The 19,906-nt window shown below is 50.7% G+C and carries 20 protein-coding genes; 4 read left to right on the top strand and 16 right to left on the bottom strand.

Annotation, left to right across the window (positions count from 1 at the left end; translation table 11 throughout):
* The first annotated feature begins 51 nt into the window (after positions 1 to 51).
* From E1189_RS17320 to E1189_RS17310, 3 genes are all read left to right on the top strand, one after another.
* Positions 52 to 666 (top strand): sigma-70 family RNA polymerase sigma factor, encoded by a 615-nt coding sequence (locus tag E1189_RS17320; protein WP_196221496.1) that lies wholly within the window; start codon positions 52 to 54, stop codon positions 664 to 666.
* Positions 663 to 1,313, top strand: coding sequence for a ChrR family anti-sigma-E factor (locus E1189_RS17315; RefSeq protein WP_155161922.1), 651 nt, complete (start codon positions 663 to 665; stop codon positions 1,311 to 1,313). Before E1189_RS17320 ends, E1189_RS17315 begins: the two co-directional genes overlap by 4 nt.
* 98 nt (positions 1,314 to 1,411) lie before the next feature.
* Positions 1,412 to 2,785: a sodium-dependent transporter gene (locus E1189_RS17310; protein WP_155161920.1), complete on the top strand. Its 1,374-nt coding sequence runs from the start codon at positions 1,412 to 1,414 to the stop codon at positions 2,783 to 2,785.
* A gap of 80 nt (positions 2,786 to 2,865) precedes the next feature.
* Here the strand turns inward: E1189_RS17310 and E1189_RS17305 are convergent, their stop codons facing one another.
* The 4 genes from E1189_RS17305 to E1189_RS17290 are packed head-to-tail and all read right to left on the bottom strand — an operon-like array spanning position 2,866 to position 6,282.
* Positions 2,866 to 3,468 carry a PqiC family protein gene (locus E1189_RS17305; RefSeq protein WP_155161917.1) on the bottom strand — a complete coding sequence of 201 codons (603 nt, stop codon included), beginning with the start codon at positions 3,466 to 3,468 and terminating at the stop codon, positions 2,866 to 2,868.
* Positions 3,465 to 4,424: an MlaD family protein gene (locus E1189_RS17300; protein WP_196221495.1), complete on the bottom strand. Its 960-nt coding sequence runs from the start codon at positions 4,422 to 4,424 to the stop codon at positions 3,465 to 3,467. The genes E1189_RS17305 and E1189_RS17300 overlap by 4 nt, the downstream gene beginning before the upstream one ends.
* Positions 4,421 to 5,173: an ABC transporter ATP-binding protein gene (locus tag E1189_RS17295; RefSeq protein WP_155161913.1), complete on the bottom strand. Its 753-nt coding sequence runs from the start codon at positions 5,171 to 5,173 to the stop codon at positions 4,421 to 4,423. The genes E1189_RS17300 and E1189_RS17295 overlap by 4 nt, the downstream gene beginning before the upstream one ends.
* Positions 5,174 to 5,175: 2 nt before the next feature.
* Complete coding sequence (locus tag E1189_RS17290; RefSeq protein ID WP_155161910.1) at positions 5,176 to 6,282, bottom strand: MlaE family ABC transporter permease; 1,107 nt, start codon at positions 6,280 to 6,282, stop codon at positions 5,176 to 5,178.
* Positions 6,283 to 6,509: 227 nt separating this feature from the next.
* On the opposite strand from E1189_RS17290, the gene E1189_RS17285 reads away from it, so the two are divergent.
* A complete protein-coding gene (locus E1189_RS17285; protein ID WP_329602101.1) occupies positions 6,510 to 8,042 on the top strand; it encodes a YfcC family protein in 1,533 nt (510 codons plus the stop codon).
* A gap of 77 nt (positions 8,043 to 8,119) precedes the next feature.
* Here E1189_RS17285 and lipA read toward each other — a convergent pair whose 3' ends face one another.
* The 12 genes from lipA to E1189_RS17225 form a co-directional block, all read right to left on the bottom strand.
* The gene (lipA, locus tag E1189_RS17280) at positions 8,120 to 9,130 is read right to left on the bottom strand and encodes a lipoyl synthase (protein WP_155161908.1); all 1,011 of its coding nucleotides are present in this window, start codon (positions 9,128 to 9,130) and stop codon (positions 8,120 to 8,122) included.
* Entirely contained in the window at positions 9,123 to 9,806 is a 684-nt protein-coding gene (gene lipB / locus E1189_RS17275; protein WP_155161906.1) for a lipoyl(octanoyl) transferase LipB, read from the bottom strand. The genes lipA and lipB overlap by 8 nt, the downstream gene beginning before the upstream one ends.
* 26 nt (positions 9,807 to 9,832) lie before the next feature.
* The gene (locus E1189_RS17270; protein ID WP_155161904.1) at positions 9,833 to 10,102 is read right to left on the bottom strand and encodes a YbeD family protein; all 270 of its coding nucleotides are present in this window, start codon (positions 10,100 to 10,102) and stop codon (positions 9,833 to 9,835) included.
* Between the two features lie 17 nt (positions 10,103 to 10,119).
* Entirely contained in the window at positions 10,120 to 10,983 is an 864-nt protein-coding gene (locus E1189_RS17265) for a D-amino acid aminotransferase (RefSeq protein WP_155161902.1), read from the bottom strand.
* 77 nt (positions 10,984 to 11,060) lie between these two features.
* On the bottom strand, positions 11,061 to 12,260 hold the full coding sequence (locus E1189_RS17260; RefSeq protein ID WP_155161899.1) for a D-alanyl-D-alanine carboxypeptidase family protein: 1,200 nt from the start codon (positions 12,258 to 12,260) through the stop codon (positions 11,061 to 11,063).
* A gap of 262 nt (positions 12,261 to 12,522) precedes the next feature.
* Entirely contained in the window at positions 12,523 to 13,374 is an 852-nt protein-coding gene (locus tag E1189_RS17255) for a septal ring lytic transglycosylase RlpA family protein (protein ID WP_155161897.1), read from the bottom strand.
* Positions 13,375 to 13,399: 25 nt separating this feature from the next.
* A complete protein-coding gene (gene mltB / locus E1189_RS17250; RefSeq protein WP_230460488.1) occupies positions 13,400 to 14,443 on the bottom strand; it encodes a lytic murein transglycosylase B in 1,044 nt (347 codons plus the stop codon).
* A gap of 204 nt (positions 14,444 to 14,647) precedes the next feature.
* Positions 14,648 to 15,790 (bottom strand): rod shape-determining protein RodA, encoded by a 1,143-nt coding sequence (gene rodA / locus E1189_RS17245; protein ID WP_456238843.1) that lies wholly within the window; start codon positions 15,788 to 15,790, stop codon positions 14,648 to 14,650.
* On the bottom strand, positions 15,787 to 17,646 hold the full coding sequence (gene mrdA / locus E1189_RS17240; RefSeq protein ID WP_155161891.1) for a penicillin-binding protein 2: 1,860 nt from the start codon (positions 17,644 to 17,646) through the stop codon (positions 15,787 to 15,789). Before mrdA ends, rodA begins: the two co-directional genes overlap by 4 nt.
* Before the next feature lie 49 nt (positions 17,647 to 17,695).
* On the bottom strand, positions 17,696 to 18,163 hold the full coding sequence (rlmH, locus tag E1189_RS17235; protein WP_155161888.1) for a 23S rRNA (pseudouridine(1915)-N(3))-methyltransferase RlmH: 468 nt from the start codon (positions 18,161 to 18,163) through the stop codon (positions 17,696 to 17,698).
* Positions 18,164 to 18,514, bottom strand: coding sequence for a ribosome silencing factor (gene rsfS / locus E1189_RS17230; RefSeq protein WP_155161886.1), 351 nt, complete (start codon positions 18,512 to 18,514; stop codon positions 18,164 to 18,166). It lies immediately after the preceding gene.
* An 86-nt stretch (positions 18,515 to 18,600) separates the two neighbouring features.
* A complete protein-coding gene (locus tag E1189_RS17225) occupies positions 18,601 to 19,839 on the bottom strand; it encodes a glutamate-5-semialdehyde dehydrogenase (RefSeq protein WP_155161960.1) in 1,239 nt (412 codons plus the stop codon).
* Positions 19,840 to 19,906 lie beyond the last annotated feature (67 nt).

The following is a 19,906-nucleotide window of genomic DNA, read 5'->3' as shown; positions in this document are numbered from 1 at the left end:
GCATTGTTATTCTGCGTAAAAGACGATAAATGTATTTCAGCTGTCTATTTCATGATGCACTTGGCCATCTATAACAAGACTATGAAACCAGAAGGTAAAGGTGTAGAGGGTTCAGAACCTGCGGACTCCGGCAACCTGAACAGGACACTTGTTGATCTTGGTAAATACCGGGATAAACAGCTGTTTCTGTCGGTTTACGACTATTTTGCCCCACGGCTGAAAAGTCATCTCATGGGCCGCGGTGCCCACAGTGAGCAGGCTGAGGAACTGGTTCAGGAGGCCATGCTGGCAGTATGGAAACACTGCGGAAACTTCAACCCTGATAAGGCAGCCGCTTCAACCTGGGTGTTCCGCATTACCAGAAACCTCTGGATAGACAGAATGCGGAAAGACAAATCCCATTTAATGTCCCCTATTGATAACTACCCGGAACCCACTTATACCCCCAGTCTGGTCGCTGCCGACAGCGATAAGCTCAAGCAGGCCATAGCGAGGCTCCCTCAATCTCAGGCCCAACTGGTTTACAAGGTGTATTACGAAGGAAAAACCCACCGGGAGATTGCCGACGAAAATAATATGCCCCTGGGAAGTGTGAAATCAGGGCTGCGGCTGGCTTTTGAAAAGCTTCGGGCATTTACCAAAGCACAGCCGGGAGAAAAGCTATGAAACCCCATCACCACCCCGATGCCAGTTCTTTGATGAGTTACGCCGCAGGCAGCCTGCCAGACGCTCTGGCTACTGTTGTCGCCTGTCATGTGGCCGTGTGCGAGCAGTGTCAGCAGGCTGTGGCCGAAGCCGAGCAGCTCGGGCACTTTCTTATGGAGCAGCAACAGCAAACGGAACTCTCCGCCCATGCACGAAACGATATTATCTCAATGTTGGATGCTGTTGAACAAAGCGAGCCTGAACAACCCGCATCGCCGGTTCATGATGAAGGCGATATTCCCCTCCCATTGCGCCCATATCTCGGTGACAAGCTGGATAGCCTGCACTGGAAAACCATGGCACCGGGTATCAGGCAATTTATTATTCCCACCACCAAAGGCCGGTTACGGTTACTGAAAATTGCACCGGGAACCAGCATGCCCATCCACGGGCATAGCGGGTCGGAACTGACGATGGTGCTCAGAGGCTCCTACGGCGATGAGGTAGGACGCTTTCAGGCTGGTGATGTGGCCGATCTTGATCCGGAGATTTATCACCAGCCTGCCACCGATACCCATGAAGACTGCATCTGCCTCATTGCCACTGATGCGCCTTTGAAGTTTACCGGTTTGGTACCGCGCATTTTGCAGCCGTTCTTTCAGCTATAACGCTCTTCATAACCCCCCGTGAACAGCGGGGAACCCTTGCTGCGTCTAGACTGTCCCCAATATTCCAATAAATTTATTGATTCATTCAGGGAACATTCATGCCATCGGATTTACCAGAGCAGAGCACTTCTATCCCCCGCTTTGGATTCAGCACACGTATCGGCTTTGTTCTGGCAGCAGCTGGCTCAGCTGTAGGGTTGGGAAACATCTGGAGTTTTCCGGCGCAGGTGGCAGAAAATGGCGGAGCAGCTTTTGTTCTTGTTTACCTTGTTCTGTCTCTGGTGCTGGCTTATCCCGCCCTTGTCGCGGAGCTGATGATTGGCCGTTATGGGCAGAGTAATCCTGTTAGCGCACTTGAGAATCTCCCTGAAGATCGGCTCTGGCGGCCAGTGACAAAAGTCACCGCTATTATCGCAGTGTTGATGATCTGCCTGATTTTCAGTTTTTACAGCATCGTAGGCGGCTGGCTGGCTGGATACACGCTGGCACCGCTTTTTGAATCCGCCATGCCCGATACCGCATCCTGGCTGAAAACCTTCGCTCCCACTCGTAACTTTGTACTGGCAGTGGCCTTTATTGGCCTGACGCTGGCGATTGTTAATGGCGGTGTGCAAAAGGGTATAGAACGATGGTCGGCCCGCCTTATGCCTTTGCTGGTGTTATTGCTGATTGTTTTGATAGTCGCAGTGATGACGCAGGAGGGCGCAGAGGAAGGGCTACAGCATTATCTGATACCGGACTTCAACCGTATCAATGGCTCACTGATTCTGAGTGCACTGGGGCAGTCTTTCTTCTCTATATCTCTCGGAGTGGGGGCCATGATGGTGTACGGCTCTTATCTCAAACGGGATGCCAACCTGCCCGGTGTGGCGTTACAGGTTTGCCTGCTTGATACGGGCATAGCCTTCCTTGCGGGATTATTGATTATTCCGGCTCTGTTTGTGGCGCTGAACCTGGGTGTCACCATTTACCTCCCCGATGGGCATTTAGCTAACAGTGACACACTGGTTTTTGAGGTGCTTCCTGCTTTATTTAACAACCTTGGTGTTATGGGTATTCCTGTTGCGCTGGCTTTTTTCTCGCTAATGTCTACCGCTGCACTGACATCGTCTATCTCCATGCTCGAGGTTCCTGTTGCCTGCCTCACGGAGCGGGGCGGGCTTTCCCGCCGTAAAGCCAGTTTTGTTATCTGCTCTGGTGTCCTGGTGGTTGTAGCTGTGGTGATTTCATCTTTCGACCCACTGTTCTCAATGGTGGTGAATCTGACAACAGGCTATGCCCAGCCTATCGACAGCCTTCTATTCTGCCTGTTTGCCGGTTGGCTGATGGGAAGAGACAGGAAGCTTCAGGAAATCCAAAAGGGCTGGCCCGGGGTTGAGCACAGTTTGTTCTGGAAGGTATGGCCCTGGTATATCAGGCTCGTATGCCCGGTTATGATTGCTTCGGTATTTGTTTTGGAACATATAGGGTAGGGTTTAACAAAAGTCTTAGCCACCTTGGTCTAATTTTGCGAATCACCGGGAGATCGTATTATTTGCAAACTCTCCCTATGTTACGGAGCCAGAAATGGCTCCTGTTTTTTTGTCTCAAGCTGAAGTAACTGAACAACAACCTGTTCACTGAGCCGAGCCAATACCGCACTTATGCCCTGCACAAGCTGCTCCTCTTTCGGACGCCCAGCCGCTACCTCAGCAGCCACTGTACTTTCTCCTCTGCGAAAAAATGTTTCCCGTAAGCGGTTTTCAATGCGCCAGAAAAGGCGCATCTCTACAGAACCATCCACAAACGCCACATCTTCTATCTCAACAAAAACAACCCTGTCTGGCCGGTTCCCGCCCAACCATGGCCCCACCGTGACTTGTGAGCCGGCCAGCTGTCGACCAAGGTTCACACTCAGCACATGCTCAATCTGCTGTTGAATATCCGCTCCCCAGCGGTTGTTTTCAGAACGATGCACACGGTAACCGTCACTCCAGCTTAAAACGCCAGAATCAAACCATCCCGTTAACGCAACAGGCGCCACACCCACACGCATATCAACCTTATGATCTGTAACAGAAGCCGTGGCCTGTAAGCGGTAGTAATCAAATATCTGTGTGCTGGCACAACCGACCAAAGCTGTGACTAGAGCTCCAATAAGAAAAATCTGTTTCATGGGTTCCCCTTCACACGCCCTGTGATAATCGAATTCGGCTGTTGTTCCAACATAGTTGCCAACTGCTCAACAGAGCGTGCAGCTTTATCCAGACTATTGAGGCTTTCACTCATCCGATAAATCATGGGTGAGTCCGGCTGCAGATAATCATCCATTGTCTCGGCTGCCCCTTTCATGGTGGCCATGGCCTCTTGCATACTGGCCATAGCTTCATCCATACGTTTGCCTGCGGAGTCGGCATTAGTACCCATTTTTTCGGAAGCCAGCTGAACAGCTACGAGCGTGTCATTCATATTCACAGCCAGCTTCTGGAAGTCTTCTGTACTGGTGAGAGTCTCGAGGTTTTGCACTGTATTGTTGATGCCGGCTGGCAACTCTTTAAACTCGTCGGAATCGGTAAACGCACGAATATTGGCAATGGTCTGCTGCATATCCTTGGCTATGGACACAAGATCGACTTCACTGAAATCATTCAGCTTTTCCATATCACTGGGTACGGTTGGAATTTGGGGGTAGTCTGTATCTACGAGAATGGTGCGTGGTTCAGAGTTATAAAAGTCCACTTCGATATACAGAAGCCCAGTTAACAGACTCTGGAGTTTCAGCTTAGCTCCCAGACCTTTACTCACCAGCAAACTCACCAGCCCTTCCTGTGTACCTTCATCAAGTTCCACACGGCCGGGGTAGACATCAATCACAACGGCATTTAATGGTGTGTTGGAACCGCGATAGAAACGAGCCTTTACACTGACCACCTCGCCTATCTGCACACCTTTCAAGGTAACTGGCGCGCCTTCTTCCAGACCTTTCACCGACGCATCGTAAACCAGCTCATAACGCATCCGTTCTTCGCCAAGCAGGCTGCCAGTGTTCACAATCATCACCAGGCCGATACCAAGCACCAGCATCACGACCACAAAGAAGCCGACGCCCGCCGCTCTCGTCCGTGCATTCATGTCCCTTCCCCCCGTGCTAAAAATGAGCGAACAATGTCCTGCTGGCTGTAATCCCTTAACCATTTTGGATCACCCTGATCCAGCCAGGTTTTTGTTATGGCATCCAGATAAATACCATTGTTAGCGATAGCGAAAATACTGGCCAGTTCATGGGTCACAATCACCACAGTTGTACCTGTAGAATCCCTTAGATTCAAAATCAAATCATCCAGACGCCGGGCACTGAGTGGATCCAGCCCCGCCGACGGTTCATCAAAAAACAGAATGTCAGGATCAAGAGCAATCGCCCGTGCCAGCCCCACTCGCTTACACATACCACCACTGATTTGAGAAGGGTAATAATCCTCATAACCTGCCAGCCCTACCAGCGCAAGCTTGTAGGACACTAACTCCACAGTTTCTTTCCTGGAAACACCGGCATGACGCACCGGCAAAGCTACGTTCTCTGCCAGCGTCATATCGCTGAACAGTGCACCACTTTGAAAGGTGACGCCCCATTGAGAGCGAAGCTTCTGGCGCTCATCGGCATCAGCTTCGGTGTAGCTTGAGCCGTTATAAAAGATTTCACCGGAGGCTGGCTCATACAAACCAGTCAAATGTTTCAGCAGTGTACTTTTTCCACAGCCGCTGCCACCCATCACCACAAAGATATCTCCCCGATTAATTTTAAAATCGAGGTTTTTTTGAATCAGCTGAGGGCCATAACGCATGGTTAAGGCCCGGGCTTCTATAACCGGCTTCTCACCCATTATTAAATATCCAAGTGATAGAACATGATATTCAACCCTGCATCTGCAACTACGAAAAATACAATGGCCAGAACAACGGCTCGCGTTGTGGCCCGACCTACCGCAGCGGAAGAGCTGCCACAGTTCATCCCAGCCTGACAACCTGCCAGAACAATCAACCAGCCAAATACCAGCCCTTTAAAACAGCCCACCACTACATCCACAGGAGTAAACGACGACAGCAGTTGAAACAGATACATGCGAGGTGTCATATCCATTGTCATGGCAATAACGCCACCCCCCAGCATACCCAGCAGGAAGCTGTAAATGCACAACAGTGGCATAGTAATGGTCATGGCCAGTAGCCGTGGCATCACCAGAAAATCCATAGGGCGAATGCCCATGGTGGTGAGCGCATCCACCTCTTCATTCACTTTCATGGCACCTAGCTCCGCTGCCCAGGATGCACCGGTGCGCCCTGCCATAATCACCGCAGTCATCAGCGCTCCCATTTCCCGCACCATACCCACAGCAACAAGGTTGGCTACGTATACTTCGGCACCAAATTGCCGCAGCTGAATAATGCCGAGGTAGGCGAGAATCATACCCACAAGAATGCTGATCAGGGTGATAATGCCAATGGCCTGAGGGCCCGCCTGATTCAAGCAAGACACTGCATCAACAGCACGCATATGGCTGCGGCCGGTTAGCAGGCGCAGTGTTGCCAGCTTCATCTCTCCGATAAAAACCAACGTATCGATGACTTCATTCCAAACCTGTTGGATTGCAGCGAAACGACTTTGGCCTGTGGCAGGTTGTGCTGTATTGGGAGGAACAGCAGCGGCAAGGGTAAACAGGGTTTGCAGACTGTCAGGCATTGCAGAGCAGTCGATCTTCTGATTATGTGAGAAGCAATCTTGAATCAACCCGTGAATAAAAGCGGGAAAACTGGCCTCCCAGGTAAACTCATCGCCAGCTAAAAGTTGAATCGTACTGGAGCCTGCTTGCTCAACAGCAGACTCCAGCGCATGTCTCTCAGCGGTTCCAACCCTTCCGCTCCAGTGACCAGACAAGATCAGTTGACGGGGACTGTCGTCTGAGGCGTGACAGTAGAGCTGGGCTTGTCTCATTTGAGTAATATATTTTTGTTAGTTTTCCCAAAGATATAATAAATCACTGCCTTTCACTAATAGCCCATTAGAATCTTTCCTGACCATTTGCTGACAAAAACAACAGACATTAACCGAAATCAATATTTGCCTTGTCTCAGGATTGTAAGGTTTTAGACAAATCCACTCTCTTTCATCCTCTCAGATCTCAACGGGCCTGATGATATATAAGTACAAGGGAAAACATAGTGTCCTCACAAGCGACTGCGGTTGATGCTGCTCCACCTAAGAAAAAATTATCGTTTCCTACTGCCTATACAGTTCTGTTGATTGTTGCCGCACTGGTTGCACTATTAACATGGATTGTTCCAGCTGGCACTTACGATAAACTCAGCTACGGTGATGACGGATTCACCGTGACCTATGCCGATGGCGGTACAGAAACCTTCCCTGCCACCCAGAACACTCTGGACAAGTTCGGTATCAAAGCCGATCTGAACAAATTTACCAATGGCGATATTTATAAGCCCATTGGCATTCCCGGCTCTTATACCAATGTAGAATCCAACCCACAGGGTATTGGTGATTTTTTCAAAGCTCCCATTTCCGGTATGTACGATTCTATTGATGTCGTTTTCTTCGTACTGGTAATTGGCGGCTTTATAGGTGTTGTTAACTATACCGGCGCATTCAATTCTGGTATTCAGAGCCTGTCTTCTACTTTTGAAGGCCGTGAGAAATGGCTCATTGTTATTGTGACAACCTTAATTGCCATCGGTGGTACTACTTTCGGTCTGGCAGAAGAGACTGTTGCCTTTTATCCGATTTTAATACCGGTGTTTATTGCCGCTGGCTACGATGCCATGGTTGGCCTTGCGTCCATTTACCTTGGCTCCTGCGTTGGCACCATGATTTCCACCGTGAATCCATTCAGCACCATTATTGCGTCCAATGCTGCAGGTATTAACTGGACCGAAGGCCTGACCCCGCGCCTGATCATGCTGGTTCTGGGCACTCTGCTGTGCATCGGCTACCTGATTCGTTACGCCGAAAAAGTAAAGGCTGACCCTCGCAAATCCCTGATCTACAGCCAGAAGGCCGAGATCGAAACACGCTTTCTGGGCAGCAAGTCTTCAGAAGTGGCTGAGATGACTCCCCAGATCAAACTGATTCTGGCGGTGTTTGCTGCAACCTTCCTGTGCATGGTGTATGGCGTATCCCAGCTGGGATGGTGGTTTGAAGAGATGACGACCCTGTTCTTCGTTTCTTCCATTGTTATTGGTCTTCTGTCACGCACCAGTGAAAAAGACTTCGTTCGTGAATTCGTAGCCGGTGCAAACGATCTGCTGGGTGTTGCCCTGATTATTGCTATCGCCCGTGGTGTCACCATTCTGATGGATCACGGCATGATCAGTGACAGTATTCTGTACTCCAGTGCCGGGCTGGTAGATGGTATGGACAAAGGCCTGTTCATTATCGTGATGATGGTTCTGTTTGCCGGTATCTCCTTCTTCGTGCCTTCGTCTTCCGGTCTGGCGGTACTGTCCATGCCTATCATGGCACCTCTGGCGGATGTTGTTGGCCTGCCACGGGACAACATTGTCAGCGCCTACCAGTACGGTATGGGGCTGATGGCCTTTATCACGCCAACAGGCTTAGTATTGGCCTCCCTCGCCATGGTGAACGTGACCTTTGATAAGTGGCTGAAGTTTGTTATGCCGCTGCTGGGTATGCTGGCAGGTCTGGCAGCTCTCAGTCTTCTGGCAACTGTTTACTTATAAACTTATTTCAAAAAGCACCACCAAAAAAAATCCCTGCTTCAGCAATGTAGCAGGGATTTTTTATAACTTGAAAAGGGTTACCTGGCAGGAACACCCAGACCTACATTGTTCTTTTCCAGAACCTGTTCCGCACGATAGCTGGAACGCACCAGGGCACCGGACACAACTTCCAGAAAACCTCGTTCCAAGCCCCACTGGCGATATTTCTCAAACTCTTCCGGCGTTACGTAACGCTTGAGTTCGATATGGTTGCGGGTTGGCTGCAGGTATTGGCCGAAGGTCAGGATATCCACGCCAATCGCACGCAGATCATCCATGGCTTCAATGATTTCGTCTTCGCTTTCACCCAGCCCCAGCATAATGCTGGTTTTAGTGAGTACTTCGGGGTTGTGCTTTTTGGCATGTGCCAGCACATCCAGAGTCTGCTGATAACCGGCGCGGGGGTCACGTACCGGATGAGTTAAACGACGAACAGTTTCTACGTTCTGGGCGAAGACCGTAATACCACTGTCCACCACGGTTTCTACATCTTTCAGGTTACCGAGAAAGTCCGGGGTCAGCGCCTCCACTGAGGTGGTCGGATTTTCTTCGATCACCTTTTTCACCACAGCGGCATAGTGCCCAGCCCCACCGTCTTCAAGGTCGTCCCGGTTTACAGAGGTAAGAACCAGATACTTCAGCCCCATCAGCTTTACGCTTTCGGCTGTATGTTCAGGCTCTTTCTCATCCAGCAAGCCTTTAGGGTTACCGGTGTTCACCGCGCAAAATTTGCAGGCTCGGGTGCACACATCCCCCATCAACATGATGGTAGCGGTGCCCGAACTCCAGCACTCATTGATGTTAGGGCACATAGCCTCTTCACAAACAGTGCTGAGTTTATGGCCGTGCACAGTTTTCTTGACGTCCGAGTAACGGGCGTCGGTGCGGGCTTTGATACGCAACCAGGAGGGCTTGCGCAAAATGGGCTTTTGAGGATCGTTGCTCTGGCTGGCTTTCACACCATTTTTGATGGCACGAATGCCCTTATCGTTTACAAACTTGCTTCCGCTGGGAACCTGAACTGTCGGGATGATATTGGATTCAGACATTTATAGGACACTCTCCGGCCGGGATCACCGGCGGCTCATCAGTCTTCGTTATTTCAGTATAACCAGTAAGATTGGCCAGTTGTGTAACCAATGCATCGGTTATGTTGTTCATAGTTACGGAAGGGTTTAAATCCTTAACTTGAGCCACTGGCATACCCGCGTAACCACAAGGGTTAATGCGCTGGAAAGGTTCCAGATCCATGTCCACATTCAACGACAAACCATGGAAGGAGCAGCCACGGCGAATACGCAGCCCTAAAGCGGCAATCTTGGCTTCTCCCACGTACACGCCGGGTGCATCGGGCCGTGCCGCTGACTCAATTCCGTACTGAGATAATGTAGCGATAATGGCATTTTCCATGTGAGAAACCAACTCACGCACACCTATGCTTAAACGACGAACGTCTAGCATCAGGTAGATCACCCTCTGCCCCGGGCCGTGATACGTCACCTGCCCGCCTCGATCTACCTGCACCACCGGAATATCACCCGCAGCCAGCACATGCTCGGCTTTGCCTGCCTGCCCCTGAGTAAACACAGGGAGATGCTCAACCAGCCAGAGCTCATCAGTGGTGGATTTCTCACGGGTGCTGGTGAACTCGGTCATCGCCTTCCATACTGGCGTATAAGGTTGAAGACCGAGGTTGCGGACTATCAGTTCTTCCGCGTTGTTCATTCTTTAATCCTGACTTTCTTCTGGTGCTAGAGCACCATTCTTACATTCTTGTTGGCTTTCAGGTCGTTGTGAAGCGCTCGAAGCTGTTCTTCACCCGTTGCCCGAATCGCCACCACAATAGCCACAAAACGGCCCTTGCTACTGTCACGTACGGTGTACTGGCCATCGTGATCTGGCGCGTGTCTGCGCACAACTTCCAGTACAAATTTATGGAAGCCCTCATCTGCAACACCCATCACACTGATGCGGTAATTGTCGCAAGGAAATTCAATTTTTGGGGGCTGCTGTTCTGACATGCTGTTCTCAAACTTCGTTAAGATGTGCCATCCCGGTAAGAGCGATACAAGCCAGCCATGTATTCCCATACCGGGCCTGGTTTGCCACTGCCTACAGACACACCGTCTAATTCAATAATGGGAACAATCTCCCGGCTGGAGCTGGTAATCCAGATTTCATCTGCCTGTTGGAGATCATTCGCCGAAAGCTCTCGCTCTTCGCATATATAACGACTGTCGTTAGCCGCCAGCTGAAGAATCAGCGCGCGGGTTACGCCGCCAAGAATACGGTCACTCAATGGTGGGGTGATTATACGCCCATCACAGATAACAAAAACATTACTGGATGCACCTTCTGTTACCCGTCCTTGATCGTCTATTTGAATTGCTTCCGTCACACCGGCCTGCACAGCGCTGTGATGGGGGATCAGGTTTCCCAGAAGGGAAATGCTTTTGATATCACACCGTTGCCAGCGCTGATCAGCCACAGTAATTGCCTTTCCGCCGGCATGGGGCTGATTAGCCTGAATACCTGGAATAAACGGCATTGTCATGGCAAATACAGTGGGCTTTACACCATCAGGATAGTTATGGGAACGTACCTTACCGGTGCCACGAGTGATTTGCAGATAGATGGACTGATTATCACCATCGTCTTTATTCAGGAAGAAAAGGGTTTGGAAAAGCTTACTCCACTCTTCGGGCTTCTGATCGATGCTGAGGTCTATGGCATCAAGGCTGCGGTACAGGCGCGCGATGTGTTCTTCCTGCTGCAATGGCTTTCCATTAAACAGAGGAATCACTTCGTAGACCCCATCCCCAAAGAGAAAGCCACGATCAAGAACAGAAATTTGTGCTTCCTCAACAGGAATAAACTCGCCATTCAGGTATACCTGAGACATATTACTCCTTACTGTTTTTATTGTGTTCTGCACACCGCAAAACTCCCTCCCCAGAGCAGAGAGGGAGAAGCTGATTTTTAAATCAGCTCAGAAAAGAAACGCAGGATAGAATCCCAGATACGCTTGAAAAAGCTACCTTCGTCTACGTCCTGCAAGGCTACCAGATCACGCTCGGCAATCACTTCGTCGCCAACGCGCACGACAACAGAACCCACCTTCTGGCCTGCTTTAACAGGCACTTCCAGATCATTGTTAACATTCAGGGAAGACTCAACAGCCTTACCCTTGCCACGAGGCACAGTCACAACCAGATCTTTATCCAAGCCAACGGGCAGCTTATCGATATTGCCCTTCCATACTCGCACCTGATCCAGAGATACACCGCCGTGGAATACATCTACGTTTTCAAAGAAGCGGAAGCCGTAAGTCAGCAGTTTCTGGGTTTCGTTGGCACGGGCACGCTCACTGGCCGTTCCCATAACCACAGCAATCAGGCGGCGCTCACCGTTTGTGGCGGAGGCTGTCAGGCAGTAACCGGCCTCCTGAGTATGACCCGTTTTAAGGCCATCAACCATCGGGTTAGTGAATAGCAGCGTATTACGGTTAGGCTGGGGCGCCAGAGGCTTGCCAGTTCGCTTGTTTACGCCGTGCTGGAATTCATGCTCTTTATATACGGAGTAGTATTCCGGGTGATCATAAATGATATGACGCGCCAGCTTAGACAAATCACGGGCCGTACTGTGATGGTTCTTTACAGGCCAGCCAGACGCATTCATAAAATGGGTATTCTCCATACCCAGCTCTTGTGCGGTGGCATTCATAACCTGCACAAAGGCGCCCTCACTGCCCGCTACGTGTTCCGCGAGGGCCACACTGGCATCGTTACCAGACACGACAATCACGCCTTCCAGCAACTTGGATACAGGTACTTTTTCACCCACTTCAATAAACATCAGTGAGCCACGCATCTGCCAGGCTTTTTCGCTCACCGTAACCAGATCATCCCGGCGAATATTGCCTGCTGCCAGTTCGTTCTCAACGACGTAGGCTGTCATCATCTTGGTGAGACTGGCAGGAGGCAGAACCATATCCGCATCATTTTCTGCCAGCACTTCCCCGCTGACAGCATCAATCAGAATGTAGCTCTTGGCCGCAATTTTCGGCGGAGAGGGAATCAGGCCCGCCGGAAGGGCCTGGGACACTGAAGACAGCGCAAGCAATGTTACACAGGCAACAGCTGCGAACAGTTTGCGGGTAATTCGGGCAGTTGGGTTCATGGCTCTATCAGTTCAAACCTTTTCGTTACAGTATTCCGTGGCACAGGCTCAGCAATCAAAATGATGCCATTCAGGTCTACAGGAATCTGTCCATGATCAGCGCGGATTCAAAGTAATCCAGCATTATAGTTACAGCTTCATAAATACTGCATAAAGTTGCAGCATTATAACAGCCCGCTGAATAGGTTTTAATAAGTCATAACCGGTGAGAAGTTCAAAGGATTTTGTGTATCAAAACTGTTACATTTTGATGAATGACCAATCATTCCTGAACGCGATAACCCCGTCCGAGATTCAGCTGTACCAGTTGATCCTGGGTTTTCAGTAATTCCTGATCGGAAGAAAACGGCCCCATACGCACACGAAACAAGCGATCTTCTACCCTGCTAACAATCTGAACGGGTATATTAATCTCGGTTAGGATCTTTTGTTTCAGACTATTCGCACTGTCTTTAGTGGAGAATGCTGCCACCTGGAGATACATCAAGTCATCTGCATCGGTACCACTGTGCACAGGTTTTTGAGATTGCCTGTGGAAAGCCAGAAGGCCTTCGGGGGAGGTATCAATACCCTCAATGCGAACACGGGCTGTACCTTGTCCCTGATAGCCCAGCTTTTTGGCTGCTGCCCAGGACAGATCAATGACCCGCTTACCATGGAAAGGGCCTCGATCATTCACCCGTACAACCACGCTGCGATCATTCGCCAGATTGGTGACACGAACATAAGACGGAAGTGGCAGGGTTTTATGGGCGGCACTCATGCCGTACATATCGTAAATTTCACCATTGGCTGTTTTATAACCATGGAACTTCTTTCCATACCATGAAGCTGTCCCCACCTCAGAATAACCTGCCGCCGTTGAACGTGGCGTATAGGTTTTCCCTAAAAGGGTATAGGGCGCAGATTTCACATCTCCCTCTGGTGCACGGGGAACAGCGTCGGGAATATGACTGACATCAATATCCTTGTTCGCCCGATCCTGAGTAATATGATATCGGCTGGCTTGTATCTGCTCCTGTGTCGGATGGCTGGAGCAACCAGCCAAAATCACAAAAGCGCTCGCTGGAATCAACAGCGAGCGCCAGAGGGAGCCAGACTTTGTTAAGGTCAAAGGCACGATCTATCTCAATATATTATTAGTTTGATACCACGGTTTCAGAGTGGTCTTTCGCTGCAGACTGCGTATTGTTCAGCGCTTTCTCTACCTGGTGCCCCAGCTGCCATACCGCCATCGCATAGAGGTCACTCTTATTATAACGAGTGATGACATAGAAGTTCGTCATGGTCAGCCAGTGCTCGGTACCGTTTTTCCCTTCCAGTTTTAAACCACGGACACGGGCACTGCCTGGCAACACCTGCTGGCTTTTCCAGCCCAGTTTGCGTGCTTCGTTCACAGAGCGGGTTGGACGAGGACTTTTACTGAGAAGGTCAGAGTATTTCTGCCCCTGAACATTGGCCCTGGAGGCAATAGGCTTGCCCTCAACCCAGCCATGACGATTCAGATATGCGGCAATAGAACCAATGGCATCCGCTGGGGAACCCCAGATATCCGCCTGACCATTCTTATCAAAATCGATGGCATAAGCCCGATAGCTGGACGGCATAAATTGAGGGATACCCATAGCGCCTGCGTAAGAGCCGGTTAGCGTGAGTGGATCAAAGCCCTGTTCACGGGCCAGTACCAGAAACTCCTTCAGCTCTTTGCGGAAGAACTTGGCACGACGAGGATAACCAAAACCAAGAGTAGACAGTGCATCTACCACCCTAAAACCGCCACTGTTACGACCAAAGCCTGTTTCGATGCCCAGAATACCAATAATCACAGACTTCGGTACGCCGTATTCTTTGCTGGCCTGATCCAGCACCTTCTGATGTTGTTTCCAGAATTCCACACCCTGTTGCACTCGAAGGTCGTTGATAAACAGGTTGCGATACTCCCACCAGGTAAGTCTGCGCTCGGCAGGTCTGCTGATCAGTTCGACAATGCGAGGCTTGTACTCCACCTCTTTAAACATTTTTTCAAGATCTGGGCGGGAGAAACCTTCATCCCGTACCAGCTCATTGATAAATCCGTCAATATCACTGGGTTTAAAGCCTTCTTCACTGTGCGCAGGAAGGCTTAAACCAACAGTAAATGAAAGGCTGGCAACCAAAAGTGCAGCCCGCTTTTTTATGCTCATCGCTTTGAATATCCCTAACCCGAGCTCAAGCTTAAAAAGTGATGTCATGAGGGTATGTCCCCGCCGGTTGCACCGACTTACAGGCCGCCCCAAAAAGCAGCATCCATAAAAAAGCAACGCGTGAAATGAAAAGGGAAAACTGCGCTCCTTCAGATTACTACTTATCATTTTATTGGGTGGGGAAGTCAAGGTATTTCTATGCCCTTAACGTCCCAGCAGGTTTCTGTGGGTATGGGCTGACATTAATATCCCAAACCCGGCCATCAATGTCACAATCGACGTGCCACCACGGCTCACAAGTGGCAGCGGAACGCCCACCACCGGCAAAAGGCCACTCACCATGCCGATATTTACGAAGATGTAAACAAAAAAGGTGAGTGTGACACTACCTGACACCAGTCGTGCAAACATATTCTGGGCATGGAGAGTAATAAAAATTCCTCGCCCAAGAATCAGTGCATAAGCAGCCAGCAAAACCAGTACCCCGATCATGCCAAATTCTTCGGCAAGCACCGCGATGATAAAATCCGTATGGCTTTCCGGCAGAAAGTCGAGATGGGACTGGGTGCCCAGCAACCAGCCTTTGCCGTAAACACCTCCAGAACCAATCGCAATTTTCGACTGAATAATGTTCCAGCCTGAACCCCAGGGATCACTCTCCGGATTAAGGAAGGTAAGTACCCGCTGTTTCTGGTACTCACGCATAACAAAGTGCCACATTCCCCACATTGCAGGTAAAGCCAGTAATACGGCTCCCCCGATAATGCGCCAGCTCAACCCTGCCAAAAGCAGTGCAAAAAGCCCGGATGCAGCAATAAGAAGGGAGGTACCCAGATCAGGCTGCTTGGCGATCAGAGCGGTAGGAATACCAATCAATACCAAAGCTACCGCCACATCCAGAAACTTTGGGGGCAACGTTTTTCGGCATAGCCATGCGGCCACCGTCAGCGGCATAACCAGTTTGATAATTTCAGAGGGCTGGAAACGAAATCCTGGTAAGGAAATCCACCGCTGGGCCCCTTTAGCTCCATACCCCATGACCAGTACAGCAACCAGAAGGACAACACCACCGAGATAGGCAAACGGCACCAGCATCATCATATAACGAGGAGGGATCTGGGCAATAATGCACATTCCTCCGAAGCCCATCAGCATATAAACAGCCTGACGGATAACCATATCCATATTGCGCCCACTGGCACTGTAAAGCACAAACAAGCCTGCGGCACAGAACGCCAGCAGCATAGACATCAAAACCGGGTCAAGATGAAGCCGATTACTCAGAGATGGCGCCGCCCGTAAATTGTGGGTCGGGTCAAGCTGGCGAATAAAGTCCTGCGGCATCACAACACTCCCTTTTTCGCAAGAGCTGGTTTCTCAAGAGGCCCTAAGCGTGGCAGAAGCCAGGCATCCATCACTTTACGTGCCACACCAACGGCAGCGGAGGAGTCATTCTCAATAATCACGGCAAGGGCAATCTGTGGATTTTCAATCGGAGCAAAGGCGATAAAAAGACCATGGTCCTTCTGGAACTCTTCCAGCACCTGAGCTTCCTCTTCCTTGATATCCTGAGGAATACCCACCACCTGAGCCGTACCGGTTTTACCCGCTACGGTATATTTCAGCTTTCGCCCTATACGACGGTGGGCCGTCCCCCGAGGGTTGTCCACCACCTCACGCATACCCTTGATAACGGTTTCCCAGTCTTCGGGGGTTTTGTCGATACGCCCCATCGGCACCTTGGGAGCTACTCCTGGCCCGGGCTTTGCCAGCCGTGGCGCAACGATGCCCCCCCGGTTGGCAATAATGGCCGTCGCTGTTGCCAGCTGCAGAGGCGTTGCCAGCATATAACCCTGCCCGATACCGGAAATAACCGTTTCCCCCGGATACCAGGGCCGTCCACGGGCCGCCCGTTTCCAGGCCCGGGATGGCATCAGGCCGGGTCGTTCCGAGGCAATATCAAGGCCCGTACGTTGCCCCAGTTGAAAACGGGTCATGTAGTCATGGATAGTATCGATCCCCATCTTCACGGCGATGTCGTAGAAGTAGGTATCGTTTGATCGGGCGATGGCGCGCACCATATCTGTCCAGCCATCGCCGGTTCGTTTCCAGTTACGGTAGCGGTGTTTATCGCCGGGAAGCTGGTAGTAGCCTCTGTCAAAAATACGGTAGTCACTCTTTACCGTTTCACTGTCCAGTGCCGCCATGGCCACAAAGGGCTTAATAGTTGAAGCCGGTGGATATTCACCTAACGTCGCACGGTTAAAGAGAGGACGGTTGATGTTATCCCTGAGGCTATTGAACTCTTTATAACCTATACCCGTTACAAACGAGTTAGTGTCGTACGACGGTGTACTCGCGAGTGCCAGCACGCCACCGGTTTTCGGGTCCAGGGCAACAACTGCTCCACGCTTGCCTTTCAGAGCTTCCATCGCTGCTTTCTGCAAATCGAGGTCAAGGTACAGATGCAGATCAGTGCCCGGAACAGGGTCAACCTGTTTTAGCACACGCAATATACGACCACGGGCATTCGACTCAACTTCCTGATACCCCGGTTTACCCAGAAGAATGCTTTCGTAGTATCGCTCTACACCAGTTTTACCAATGATATTCGTACCGCTGTAGAGGGAGGCGTCGAGCTTCCTTAACTCTTTGTCGTTAATGCGACCAACATAGCCAATGGCATGGGCGAGGGTTTTTCTCTCTGGATAAAAGCGAATAAGCTGTGCTTCCACATTCACGCCAGGAAGGCGGTGATGATTCACAGAAACCCGGGCAATTTCCTCTTCATTTAAGCGGTACTTTAGCGGCACACTGTTGAAGGGGCGGGTTTTGTACACGCGCTCTTTGAAATCGTCAATGTCATCAGGGTCCAGATCTACCAGTTCACTCAGTTCGCTGAGTGTTTCATCCATATTTTTCACCCGTTCACGGATAATCGTCAGCGTATAGCTGGGACGGTTCTCCGCCAGCAGGCGCCCTTTGGCATCGTAGATCAGCCCCCGTATGGGAGGAACTGTGCGCAAGTGGATACGATTATCTTCTGACTGAGTTGCCAGTTCATCGTACCGTTGCACCTGGAGATAAAACATCCGCGCTACCAGCCCGGCAGTCATGAGAATCATGGCCACCACGGCCAGCCAAACGCGGATTTTAACCAGCCGGCGCTCTCCCGGGTGGTCTTTAATCGTATCAGCCGCCATTCACTAACTGTTCGCTGTTATTGGAAGAACACAGCTCATGACTGTGTCCTTAACGATGATACGGATGATTATTCAGGATACTCCACGCGCGGTACAGTTGTTCCGCTGTCAGAATCCGAACCATGGGATGAGGAAGAGTCAGAGGAGACAGGGACCATTTCACGTCTGCCCGGTTGGAAATGTCTGGTAGCATACCTTCAGGGCCACCCACCAACAGGCTCACATTCTCGCCATTGTCATGCCACTGACCCAGTTTGTCGGCCAGTTGCTCCGTGCTCCACTCTTTTCCTTTGACCTCAAGGGCAATCACCCGATCTCCTTTACCGATTGCTGCCAGCATCTGTTCCCCTTCTTTCGCACGAAAACGCTGAATATCAGCATTTTTCGTACGTTTGTTCAGAGGGATTTCACACAATTCCAAAGAGAAACCGGCAGGCAATCGACGGGCATATTCGTTATATCCTTCCGTGACCCAGCCAGGCATTTTCTGGCCGACAGCGATCAGTCGAATACGCATTTACTCTTCTTCTGCCTCTACTTCAACAGCAGACGCTTCCCACAGGCGTTCCAGATCGTAGAACTGACGTGCGGAAGGCATCATCAGGTGAACGACAACATCACCCAAGTCGACCAGAACCCACTCAGCCTGTTCTTCGCCTTCCATGCCCAGAGGCATTGCACCGGCTTCCTTGCAGGTTTTCACAAGATTATCCGCCAGAGATTTCACGTGGCGGCTGGAAGTACCGGACACAATAATCATTGTATCGGTGACATCGGTTTTGTCGCTCACATCCAGAACGGTAATATCCTTACCTTTGGTTTCTTCCAGAGTGTCTACGACAAGATTTTTCAGTTCATTAGATTGCATACAGTGATTTAAAACCTGATCACAATATTTATTCAAAATAAAACAGCCCCTGACGCCTCTTTCACGTCAGGGGCTGCTGGAAAACATCAGGCACGGATATGACCGTCGCCCAAAACAACATATTTTTCAGAGGTCAGCCCTTCGAGACCAACCGGACCACGGGCATGGATTTTATCGGTAGATATGCCGATTTCCGCCCCGAGACCATATTCAAAGCCGTCCGCAAAACGGGTGGAAGCGTTCACCATCACTGAGCTGGAGTCCACTTCCCGGAGAAAACGGCGAGACAATGTATAATCCTCTGTCACGATGGCGTCAGTATGGTGAGAACCATAGCGATTGATATGAGTAATCGCCTCACCCATATCCGCAACCACCCTGATAGAGAGAACAGGAGCCAGGTATTCGGTACGCCAGTCTGTCTCCTGAGCAGGAATAGCATCAGCAAGAATAGCGCAGGTTGTCTCACAACCTCGCAGCTCCACGCCTTTTTCGCCGTACTCTTCTGCCAGCACAGGAAGAATAAACTCGGCTATATCCTTATGAACCAGCAGAGTCTCCATCGTGTTGCAAGTGCCATAGCGGTGGGTCTTGGCGTTTACAGCAATATCACGAGCTTTTTTCAGATCAGCCATGTTATCGATATACACATGACAGATGCCGTCCAGATGCTTGATCACAGTAACCCTGGCATCCCGGCTGACACGCTCAATCAAGCCCTTGCCACCACGGGGCACAATAACATCTACAAACTCTGGCATGGTGATTAACTCACCAACAGCGGCACGGTCGGTGGTTTCTACGACCTGTACGGCATTCAATGGCAACCCGGCTTCACGCATCCCATCTTGCAAACAGCGGGCAATAGCGCGGTTAGAGTGGATGGCTTCACTGCCACCACGGAGGATCGTTGCATTACCGGATTTCAAACACAGGCTGGCCGCTTCAACGGTTACGTTAGGGCGGGATTCATAAATAATCCCAATCACCCCAAGGGGCACGCGCATTTTACCGATCTGAATCCCGCTGGGCACATACTTCATATCAGTAATGCCACCCACAGGGTCCGGCAAAGCCACCACCTGCTTCAGGCCTTCGATCATGGTGTCAATACGCTCGGGGGTCAGCTCCAGACGATCCAGCATGGCATCAGTCAGGCCATTGGTACGGCCATTTTCCAAATCCTGCTGGTTCGCTTCCTGCAGCTCTTTGCGGGCATGATCAAGAATAGACGCCGTAGCCAGCAAGGCCCGATTCTTAACACTGGATTCAGCCCTGGCAATCACCACAGCTGCATCCCGCGCCTGCTGCCCTACCCTTTGCATGTAAGCGTGAACATCACCGCTCCCAACATTCATCTCTGCAACAGACAAAGTCTTCTCCCCGTCAAGC

Source organism: Parendozoicomonas verongulae, from assembly GCF_009711465.1.
GTDB lineage: Bacteria > Pseudomonadota > Gammaproteobacteria > Pseudomonadales > Endozoicomonadaceae > Sansalvadorimonas > Sansalvadorimonas verongulae.
The sequence above is the reverse complement of the archived record's forward strand: the minus strand, read 5'-3'. Positions and strand labels throughout refer to the sequence as shown.